General features: G+C 75.2%; 7 protein-coding genes. 2 read left to right on the top strand and 5 right to left on the bottom strand.

The annotated features are described in order from the left end of the window. The coding region (locus ETD83_RS36055) for a serine/threonine-protein kinase (protein ID WP_205718060.1) at positions 1 to 1,752 on the top strand (1,752 nt) is incomplete at its 5' end. Here ETD83_RS36055 and ETD83_RS36050 read toward each other — a convergent pair. The 3 genes from ETD83_RS36050 to ETD83_RS36040 all read right to left on the bottom strand — a co-directional run bounded on the left by ETD83_RS36050 (position 1,749) and on the right by ETD83_RS36040 (position 5,063). Beyond that, on the bottom strand, positions 1,749 to 3,830 hold the full coding sequence (locus ETD83_RS36050) for a fibronectin type III domain-containing protein (protein WP_138649686.1): 2,082 nt from the start codon (positions 3,828 to 3,830) through the stop codon (positions 1,749 to 1,751). The two genes, ETD83_RS36055 and ETD83_RS36050, sit on opposite strands and share 4 nt — an antisense overlap. An 85-nt stretch (positions 3,831 to 3,915) precedes the next feature. After that, positions 3,916 to 4,854, bottom strand: a complete 939-nt coding sequence (locus ETD83_RS36045) for a threonine ammonia-lyase (protein ID WP_138649685.1) — start codon at positions 4,852 to 4,854, stop codon at positions 3,916 to 3,918. Then, complete coding sequence (locus ETD83_RS36040) at positions 4,851 to 5,063, bottom strand: hypothetical protein (RefSeq protein ID WP_138649684.1); 213 nt, start codon at positions 5,061 to 5,063, stop codon at positions 4,851 to 4,853. Before ETD83_RS36040 ends, ETD83_RS36045 begins: the two co-directional genes overlap by 4 nt. Before the next feature lie 18 nt (positions 5,064 to 5,081). On the opposite strand from ETD83_RS36040, the gene ETD83_RS36035 reads away from it, so the two are divergent. Then, the gene (locus ETD83_RS36035) at positions 5,082 to 5,735 is read left to right on the top strand and encodes a hypothetical protein (RefSeq protein WP_138649683.1); all 654 of its coding nucleotides are present in this window, start codon (positions 5,082 to 5,084) and stop codon (positions 5,733 to 5,735) included. Here the strand turns inward: ETD83_RS36035 and ETD83_RS36030 are convergent. After that, the gene (locus ETD83_RS36030; RefSeq protein ID WP_138649682.1) at positions 5,716 to 7,932 is read right to left on the bottom strand and encodes a DUF3488 and transglutaminase-like domain-containing protein; all 2,217 of its coding nucleotides are present in this window, start codon (positions 7,930 to 7,932) and stop codon (positions 5,716 to 5,718) included. The two genes, ETD83_RS36035 and ETD83_RS36030, sit on opposite strands and share 20 nt — an antisense overlap. Further along, positions 7,929 to 8,834 (bottom strand): DUF58 domain-containing protein (locus ETD83_RS36025; protein WP_205718059.1); only part of this gene is annotated, 906 nt, incomplete at its 5' end. The genes ETD83_RS36030 and ETD83_RS36025, both read right to left, overlap by 4 nt.

Below are 8,834 nucleotides of genomic sequence, written 5' to 3'. Positions count from 1 at the left end.
ACCCATGAGCCCCCACCCATGAGCGAGGACGTTCCGGGCTACCGGGTGCTGGAGCAGGTCGGCGAGGGCGGCTTCAGCGTCGTGTACCGCGCGCACCAGGAGCACCTCGACCGGATGGTCGCGCTGAAGGTCCTGTCGATCGGGTCCGTCGACGACGCGGCGATGCGGCGCTTCCAGCGGGAGAGCAAGATCACCGGCCGGCTGTCCGGCCACCCCAATATCGTCACCGTGCTGGACACCGGCACCACCCGCTCCGGGCGCCCCTACATCGCGATGGAGTACTTCGAGCACGGCGCGCTCACCGACCGGCTCGCGCGGGAGGGCCCCCTGCCGGTCGCGGACGTGCTGCGCATCGGGGTGAAGATGGCGGGCGCGCTCGCCGCCACCCACGAGACCGACGTCCTGCACCGCGACGTCAAGCCGCAGAACGTGCTCCTGTCGCGGTACGGCGAGCCGGCGCTCGCCGACTTCGGCATCGCGCGCCTGGTCGACAGCTTCGACGCCACCCACACGCAGGCGTTCACCCCGCACCACGCCGCCCCTGAGGTGCTGGAGGGGCGGTCGCCCGGCGTCGGCGCCGACATCTACTCGCTCGGCTCGACCCTCTACCAGCTCCTCGCGGGCCAGCCCGCGTTCAAGGGCCCGCCCGGCGAGGGCATCGCGCTGCTGATGCTGCGGATCCTGAACGACGCGGCGCCGCCGATCCCCCGGCCGGACGTCCCGCCGCAGGTCTCGGACGTCATCGCCCGCGCGATGGCGAAGACGCCCGAGCAGCGGTTCGCGACCGCCGTCGAGTTCGCGCGGGCGCTCCAGCGGGTGCAGGGAGAGCTGGGCCTTCCGGTCACGGACGTCGCGCACAGCGGCGGTTCGGTGCTGCCGGTGCCGCGGCCTGACGGCGGCGGTACCGGTTCCCCGTCCTCGGGCTTCTCGTCGTCAGGCTCGTCGTCCGGTTCCCTGTCGGGGCCTCGGCTGTCCTTTCCGGACGCGTCCGGGCCGCCGCTCGTCCCCGAGTGGGCGCCGACCGCGCTCGGGCCGTCCACCCCGGCCGTCGCGCCGCGCCGCCCGGAACCGGCCGCGCCCGCGCCGCCGTCGCCGTGGCACCCCGACGCGACCCCGCCGCACACGCCGGACGCGCTCCTCCCGCAGGTCGCCCCGGCCCCGCTGCAGGACACCGACCCGTGGGCCGCCGGCGCCCGCACGACGCCGCACACCACCCCGCACGCGAACCCGCAGCGGCTCACCCGGGACGAGCCGGACGACGGCCCCCGCCGCGGCCTCATCGTGGCGGCGGGCGTCGCGCTCGTCGGCGGGCTGGCCCTCGGCATCGGGGCGCTCGCCCTGACCGGCGGCGGCGCGGAGAAGCGCAACCCTGCCGGGAACTCACCGGAGCCGTCCTCGGCGCCGCAGGGGCAGGCCACGGGCGTCCCGGCGGAGCCGATCACGCCCGCGCAGCTCGCGGCGGCCCGTCCCCGCAAGCTGGTCGCCAGGCCGGTCGGCCGGACGGCCGCGCTCCTGTGGACGCTGCCCCCGGCGGCGCGGGAGCTGCCGCTGCTCATCCAGCAGCAGCCCGCGGGCACCAGCCCGATCGTGGCGGTCAAGGCCGGGTCCCGGTCGGCGACCGTGCCGGGCCTGCGGCCGAAGGCCGCCTACTGCTTCAAGGTCGGCGCGGTGCTCCGCCTCAACGACGGCAGGGCGCCGGACGTGTCCTGGTCCGCCCCCGCGTGCGTCAACCGGGCGAAGAAGCGGGCCTAGCGGCACCTCCACACGGGGAGCCCGGCGAAGCTCGTCCAGTCGCCCGGCGTATCGACCAGGTAGCCGATCACGTACCCGGTCCTGCCCCCGTAGGTGATCTTGGCGTACATGTCACCGGCGAGGGCGTCGTTCCGCCTGTAGTAGACGCCCTTCTCCTGGCAGTTCACGGTGACCATCTCGCCGTTGTTGTCGTTCATCGTGGCGACGGTCGTGCCGCCGTTGGCGTCGGCGACGCTCCTGACGTAGCCGTTGGAGTTCCCGTTGCGCTCCACCGGATACCGGGTCGCCGGGCCGGTCAGGCTCGCCTGCCGGGTCGCGCCGGGGCCCGTCCCGGCGCCGTTCACGGCGGCGACCTCGAAGGTGTAGGAGCCGTTCGTCCCGATCTCGCCGAGGGTAGCGGACGTGGCCGAGACCGTCCGGCCGCCCTGGACGGGGCCGTTCCAGGTGATCTTGTAGGTGGCGGCGTCCGCGCCGGGCGGTGCGGTCCACGAGACCCGCGCCCCGGACGCGGTGGCCTGCGCCGTGACGCCGGTCGGCGCCCCCGGCGTCACGCACGGCCGGACGGGATCGCTGGGCGCCGAGACCCCTTCGCGCGTCTGGCCGCGGGCGTCCTTGTAGCGGACGGCCACGCGGAACCGGTACTCGACCCCGCAGTCGCCGCCCGTCACCGTGAACGTGAACGGGCCCGCGCCCGCCCCGATCGCCTCCGGAGCGGCCGTCAGCCCGGCCGGGACGTCCTTCAGCAGGTACCCGACGATCCCCTCGCCCTGCGAGGGCTGGAAGTCGACGCGCATCGTCCCCGAGCCGGGCGTGACCGACACGTTGGACGGCGGTGCCGGCGGTTCTCCGGGGCGCGGCGGCGTCGGCACGGGCGGCCGCCCGCCGCCGCCGCGTGGCGGCGGGGCGTCCCCGTCGCCGGGCAGCGGGATCGTGCGGCGCTTCGGGCCGCCCGCGACCCTGTCCTTGTACTTGTCGATGCCCTTGTGCGCGCCCTGCCGGTCGATGACGACGGCGTGGGGCCCGGACGGGTCGTTCGCCCAGAGCAGCCCGTCGCGGACGAACACGTCCAGCGCGGACGGCCGTCCCGTCACCCGGATCGGGCGCTGGAACCGGTTGGCGGCCACGTCGTACACGATCAGCGCCCCGGCCGTCTCGTCCGGGATGTAGACCTTCGCGCCGAGCATCTGCGGCGGCCGGTACCGGTGCTTCGGCATCGCCAGCCGCGTGCTGGAGTACCGACCGGTGCCGGTGTCGACGGTCACCAGCGATCCGGTTCCGGGCACCAGCAGCGGGACGGTCTTGCCCTCGGTGTGCGCGGGCGCGAGCACGCCGCCGCGCCCGGCCCGCCGCACGGTCGTCGGCAGGCCGACCGTGAGCTTCGCCCCGGACGGCCTGACGACGGTGGCGGTCGCGGCGGTGGAGTCGGTGACGACGGGGTCGCCGGCCGCGATGGTCAGCGCCAGGCTGTCGCCGGGGGCGCCGACCTTGACCGGCGGCTGGAGCCGCCCGTCCTGGAACGCCGACACCTCGCCGTTCTGCGACACGGGCACCCACAGCCTGCCCTGCGCGTCGATCCCGGCCTGCCCGAGGATCGGCGGCAGCGTGGCGGACGCGCCGACCGGCGTCAGCCCGACCGGGTCGATCTGCTGCACCACGCCCCTGACGGAATCGACCGTGTACGCCTTGCCCGATCCCGCGAGGACCTGGATGCCCTTACCGAGCGGGCGGCTCTGGGAGATGTTCATCTGGGACGGGTCGAGCCGGCTGACCACGCCCGTGTCCAGGTCGATGAGCAGCACGGTGGCGCCGTCCTGGACGATCTTGACGTTGTGGCCGCGCATCTGCGGGATCACGCCGGTCTTGCCGTCCACCTTGCCCGCCGGGCCGTTGACGTGGACGACGAGGCCCTTGCCCCGCGCGGTCAGCCAGGCGCCGACGTCCGCGATCCGGTACTTGGCGCTCGCGACGCCGACCCCGTACACGACGGCGGCGATCCCCAGCACACCGACGAGACCCACCGCGACCTGGCCGGTCAGCCGGTCGCGGCGGAACAGCACCCCCACACCCGCCACCCGCACGTTCCGATCACACCCTCCCCGTTGACCGGACAAAGTAGCGGAAAAGATCCATTGACGCCCGCGCTTCCCCAGGTCAGGGCATTGGTCAGGTTTCGTGCACTGCGGTGGCGAACGTATCTATGGTGATGTTCCGTCCGGACAGGATCACCACGAGGCGCCCCGTGACCTGGACCTTCCCGGCGAGGACGGCGGCGGCTCCGGCCGCACCCCCGCCCTCGGCGACCAGGCCGTGCTCGCGGAAGAGCCAGCGCATCGCCGTCCGGATCTGGTCATCGGTGACGGACGTCAGCTCGGCGTCCCGGCCGATGACCTGGGGCGTCACGCAGCCGGGTTCGAGGTTGCCGGGCAGGGCGTCGGCGAACGACTCCCCGACCTCGACCTCCACGACCCGTCCGGCCGCCACCGAGGCGGACACGCCGCGCGACACGGCCGACTCCACGCCGACGAGCCGCACGTCCCCGCGCTCACGCGCCCACAGGCTGAGCCCGGCGAGGAACCCGCCGCCGCCGACCGGCACGACGACCGTCAGCGGGCCGTCCGCCTGCGCGTCGAGCTCCCGCCCGAGGGTGCCCTGCCCGGCGATGACCGCGGGGTCGTTGTAGGGCGAGACGTAGTGGCCTGGCAGGGAGAGCGCGTGCGCCTCGGCCTCGTCGTAGGTCGTCCCGTGCTGGACGAGCCGCACCGGGTAGGCGCCGATCTTGCCGACCTTCGCCCGCGACGCCCGCGTCGAGACGACCACGGTGACGTCCGCGCCGGACCTGGCCGCCGCGTAGCCCATGCCGAGGCCGTGGTTGCCCGCGCTCGCCGTGACGGCCGGGATGCCGTCCGGCAGCGCCGCCAGGGCGGCGAGCGCACCCCGGACCTTGAACGCGCCCGTCGGCTGGAACGTCTCCAGTTTCAGCATCGCGCCTGGACCCAGGCCCGACGACGGCACCAGCGGTGTCGGCTCGAGCCGCGCGGAGACGACACGCCAGGCGCGGTCGAGATCGTCCGGACCGGGCGGGCGGACGGCGCGCACGCTCACCGCCGCTCCCCCGGGCCCTGCTCCGGCGGCGTCTCGTCGAGCCGGTCGTGCAGGCGCTGCCTGACCTCGTCCGGCGTGTAGGCGCGACGGCGCCGCTCCGCCCGGACGATCACGGCCCCCGTCGCGGCGACGCCGAGGACCCCGGCCAGTCCCAATGCCTTCCAGAGACCGGGCGCCTTCCACGGCCCCGGCGTTTTCCACGCTCGCATCCGGCTACGGTATCGACCGTGCCTGGTACGAGCATCTCCCTCGCCGAGGCCGCCGACCTGACCCGCACCGGGGACGTGTGGCTGTTCCGCGGCCGGACGGTCGCCGACCGCGCCATCCAGATGACGACGAACAGCCCCGTCAACCATGTCGGGATGTCGCTGGTCATCGACGACCTGCCGCCGCTGATGTGGCACGCCGAGCTGGGCCGGTCGCTGCGGGACATGTGGACGGGCGGGCACCACCGCGGCGCGCAGCTGCACGACCTGCGCGACGCCGTCCTGGCCTGGGGGAACCGGTACGGGCAGCGGGCGTGGCTGCGGCAGCTCGACCCGCCGCCGCCCAGGGCGATGGAGGACGCGGCGCTGCGGGCCGTGGCGCGGCTGGACGGCACCCCGTTCCCGTCGACGTCCAGGCTGGCGACGCGGTGGCTGCGGGGGCGGGTGCCGATCCGCCGCCCCGCCGAGCGGGAGGCGAGCCGCGGCGCCAACGCCATGGAGACGGCGTTCTGCGCGGAGATCGTCGCGGTGACCTACCAGTCGATGGGGCTGCTGCCGAAGGGCCGCCGCCCGAACTGGTTCGACCCGGGCCGGTTCTGGAGCGGCGACGACCTGGAGCTGGAGACGGGCGCCGTCCTCGGCGGCGAGATCGCCGTCAGCCTCCCCTTGTCCTGACGCCGCCCGTCCTTACGGCGCGGTGGTCCTTCGAGGAACGGTCCTTCAAGGATCGCGGGTGGAGGCGGCGGCGGAACCGGCGCAGGCGCCCGGCCCTGGCGGTGACGAGGCGTCCGAGCTCGTCGGTGTGCCGCCAGGCCAGGTCGGCGGCGTCCGGCCCGGGATGGGACCCGGCGAAGCGGCTGCGGTTGACGAGGTCGGCGAGCGGGCCGAGCTGCCCATGGGCGTCGCCGCCGACGCTGGACGCGCCGAACCGCGCGACCTCGTGCGCCGTCAGCGTCCGGGCCGTGGACAGGCCGACGTCGGCGAGGTGGTCGAGCGCCTGGTGCCAGGCCCCGGTGATGCGGGCGGCGGGAGTTCCCGTCCGGCGGCGCCGCTTGCGCAAGGCGGGGGCGAGCAGGACGGCGAACACGTACCCGATGAGCAGGACGGCCACCGCGATCGACGCGAACACCCACCACGGCGTGGGCTCGCTCTCGGCGGCGGCCGATTTCTCAGGGCCCTTCTGCGGCGTGTTGCCCGGCCCTGGGCCGCGCTGCTGCGACGCCGCGTTCTTCTGCGCCTGCTCCAGCTTCTGCTCCGTCTCCCCTGCCGCGACCGCGTCGTTCTTCTTGGAACGGCGCGCGTTGTCGGGGAGCGGATTGAAGCGGATCCAGCCGAGACGGTCGAACTTGACCTCGGGCCACGCCATCACGTCTCCGGAACGCACCTGGACGGTGTCGCCCACGCGGTTGCCACCGTCGAAGCCCACCACGACGCGGGACGGCAGGCCGAGCGTCCGGGCGAGCAGTGCGTAGGCCGTCGCGAAATGCTCGGGCGTGCCGCGCCTGCCCTCGCCTAGGAAGTAGTCGAGCTGCCGGTAGCTGTGACCTGGCGGCGCGGTCACGTCGTATCTGGCGTACCGCTTGAGGTACTCCGCGAGCATCGCGGCCTTCTGGATCGGCGACACCGCGCCCTGCGTCGCCGCCTGCGCGAACTTGCGGAACTCGTCGATCTGGACGGGCGGCTCCTTCGCGCCCGGCCCCCACGGCAGCTCCCGCGCGGCCTTCGCCTCGGCGTCGGCGGCGACGGCGGCGTCCGCGAGGTCGCCGGCCGTCCATTCGGGCACGACGGACTCGACCCGGTACGTCTGGCCGGGACGCAGCGGCTGCGCGGCGGCCAGCGCGCCGCTGTCCGGGTCGACGACGACCGGGAGCCCGTCGACCTGGCGGGGCCGGTCGGCGGCGGGCACCCACACGCCGGGCAGGTCGCGGATCGTGATCCGCTGCGCGACCTCGTGCCTCTTGCCCGGCCGGGGCCCCTCCGGCACGCGCCGCCCGGTCGGGACGAACCGGGCGGTGGACGACCACGTCACGCCGTCGAACCGGTCCAGGACGGCGAGCCGCGCGATCTCGTTCCGCCGCGCCTGGACGGTGAACATGACCTGGTCGGGGCTCAGCAGCCAGCCGCCGACGCGGTCGAGCGGGCTGACGCTGTCGCGCTGCTGCGGCGGCGGGGCCCGCACCTGCTCGCGCGGGTTGTACGGTTCGGCGCTCACCGGGACGACCGGCCCGGCGGCGAACGCCAGCCCGCCCAGCACCGCCGCCGCGGGAACGCCGACGACGAGCGGCCGCCACGCGACCCGCGCGGACGCCACGTCCGCGCGGACGAGGACCAGCACCGCGATGAGTACCACGGTCGCGGCGGCGAGCGGCAGGTTGGAGCCGGGGCCGTCCACGCCGAGCAGGAGCGCGACCGCCCACACGGCGAGGGCGGGCAGGCATGGGACGGCGCGCAGCGAGGTCCGCAGCGCGAGCTCGGCGGACGCGAACGCCGCCAGCCACACCACCACGTTCACCAGGACGAGCAGCTCAGGCTCGGCCGGTGCGGGCAGCAGCGTGGTCAGGATCGACTTCCACGAGCTGAGCACGCCCTCGCGCAGGGCCTGCGGGAGCGTCCCGCCGCTGAGCGCCGGACGCAGGACCGTGACCGCGACCGTGCCCGCCCACGCGACCACGGTCAGCACCAGCGAGATCCACAGCGGCCACGGCCGCTTGTCCTTGCGCGGCCCGGACAGCAGGGCGCACAGCACCGTAGGGACGGACGCGGCGACGGCGGCGACCGGCAGCACGGGGCCGAACCCGAAGACCCGCTGGAACGACAGGCCCGCGACCGCGACGAGGCAGGCCGTCACGGCGAGCGAGACGTACCGGGTCACCGGACGCTCCCCAGCCTCCGCCACGCCTCGGCCAGCCCGTCCAGGTCGCCGAAGTCGATCAGCTGGACGCCGGGCGGCGCGGACGCGGGCTCCGGCGGCCGGACCCGCAGCACCACGACCCGGTCGAACCGGCTCCGGACGGACGCGATCCGCCCCAGCTCCGCCGCGCCGGACGTGACGACCACCAGCGACCCGCCCGCGCGCACACGGCGCACCGCGTCCACGGCCGACCGCGGCCCGGCCTGCGTCGTGACGGAGGTGAGCCGGTCGAGGACGACCTCCATGTCGTCGGGCCCGCCCCGCGTGTCTGCGAGCGGCCCGCCGCCGGTGAGGATCCGGACCGGGAAGTTCGCCGCCGCCGCGCCCGCCGCGACCGAGGCCGCCGCGTCCACGGCCAGCTCGAAGTCGTCCGGCTCGGGCCACGACTCCGGCCGCGCCTCCAGGACGATCGTCGTCGTCGGCAGGCTCGCGTCCACGAGCTGGCGGACCATGAGCGTGCCCGTCCGCGCCGACGACTTCCAGTGGATGTGGCGCATCTCGTCGCCGATCACGTACTCGCGCAGCGCGTGGAACGTCGCCGTCCCGGCCGGGGACCTGTCGCTCGTCGGGCCCTCCAGGTGGTGCGCGCGGCCGGACGGCAGCAGCGGCAGCCGGACCGTCCTCGGCCGGACGAGCAGGATCCGCGGCGCGCCGTACTCGCGGACCCGGCGGGCCAGCCGCAGCGGGTCGGCCCGCACCAGCCGCAGCGGCCCCACGGAGATCTCCCCGCGCCGGTCCGTCGGCAGCCGGTACGTCACCGACCGCGTCCCGCCGGACCGCAGCCGCGGCACCTCCACCGCGACGGACGTGGCCCCGGCCTTTCCCTTCTGGGGGGACGACCCCCCAGACCCCCCGGTGGATAC

Origin of the sequence: Actinomadura soli (assembly GCF_005889715.1) — a bacterium.
In the GTDB taxonomy this organism is placed as follows: Bacteria; Actinomycetota; Actinomycetes; order Streptosporangiales; family Streptosporangiaceae; genus Spirillospora; species Spirillospora soli.
The sequence above is the reverse complement of the archived record's forward strand: the minus strand, read 5'-3'. Positions and strand labels throughout refer to the sequence as shown.

What these genes read in the sequence shown, in the direction of transcription:
- ETD83_RS36040 (WP_138649684.1), bottom strand. Translation starts at nt 5,063, where the DNA reads ATGCGAGCGTGGAAAACGCCGGGGCCGTGGAAGGCGCCCGGTCTCTGG.